This window comes from uncultured Campylobacter sp. (assembly GCF_937890585.1).
Classification (GTDB): Bacteria; Campylobacterota; Campylobacteria; order Campylobacterales; family Campylobacteraceae; genus Campylobacter_A.
Window position 1 is genome coordinate 1 of record NZ_CALACG010000135.1, and the last position, 1077, is coordinate 1077.

The following is a 1077-nucleotide window of genomic DNA, read 5'->3' on the forward strand; positions in this document are numbered from 1 at the left end:
GTCGATGATACGATACCAGCGCACCTTTTTAGGGCTGTGGCTGAAGTGCTAAGCTTTGTTTATATGAGTAATAAGCAGAAATTTCAAGATAAACTTTGATGAAGAAATTTCTTGCCACCAAAAGGTAGCAAGAAATTTATCTATTATAGATAGCCAAACGCAGTAGCGAAGATATAGCCAAATATACAAGAGACTATAACGCCGATAAGGCCTGGGAAGATGAAGCTGTGGTTGATAACAAATTTACCGATGTGTGTCGTGCCACTTCTATCAAACTGAATAGCCGCAAGGTCGCTTGGGTATGTTGGTAGGATGTAGTATCCATAGCAAGCTGGCGCAAAGGCTAGGATTACAGCAGGGTTAACGTCGATGTTTAGTGCTAATGGCACGAACGCAACCAAAGCTGCAGCTTGAGAGTTAACAAATTTAGAGATGATAAGTAGCATAACCGCATAGGTCCAAGGATGCTCTTTTACGATGCCACCTAGTGCTTCTTTCATCATCGGAGTATGCACTGCAAACATTGTCTCAGCCATCCAAGAGATACCAAATACCGCAACAAGAGCGATCATACCTGATCTAAATATCTCGTTTTTACCGATCTTGCTAGCATCTGTTGGAGTAAATATCAAGATGATGGCACCTGTTAAAAGCATGAAAATTTGGATAACATGAACCATGCTTAGGCTCTTTGAAGAGGCTAGTTTGTTGCTTATGTTAATATAAGCGCCTTGAAATTCCTCTTTTGCGCCTTTTTCATTTATATATGTTACTGCACCATCAGCTGTGCGAGTAAGAGTTTGATTTGCATCTTTGCCGATGATTTTGACTGATTGAGCTTTTTGATTTGAGTTTAGCTTGTCGTTTGAAACTTTTAGCTCAGCAGCTTCAGTTTGGATGCTGGCGTCTTTTATCTTTAAGGTTTTTAAGACTTTTTGCTCAGTTGGAAGGTTTGCTACTATTTGAACGACTGTTGCGTCTTTATAAGTAGTCCAGCTTGGGCGAAGATCTTTAAAGTATCCAAGAAGTGCGACTACAAGGATAGAGCCTAAAAATATCCACATTGCAGCCCATTGG

1 protein-coding gene is annotated in these 1077 nt (G+C 40.4%); it reads right to left on the bottom strand.

Annotated features, from left to right (window positions below; all coding sequences use genetic code 11):
- Nucleotides 1-143 precede the first annotated feature (143 nt).
- On the bottom strand, nucleotides 144-1077 hold a 934-nt coding region (locus Q0296_RS03900; protein WP_298036765.1), incomplete at its 5' end, for an anaerobic C4-dicarboxylate transporter family protein.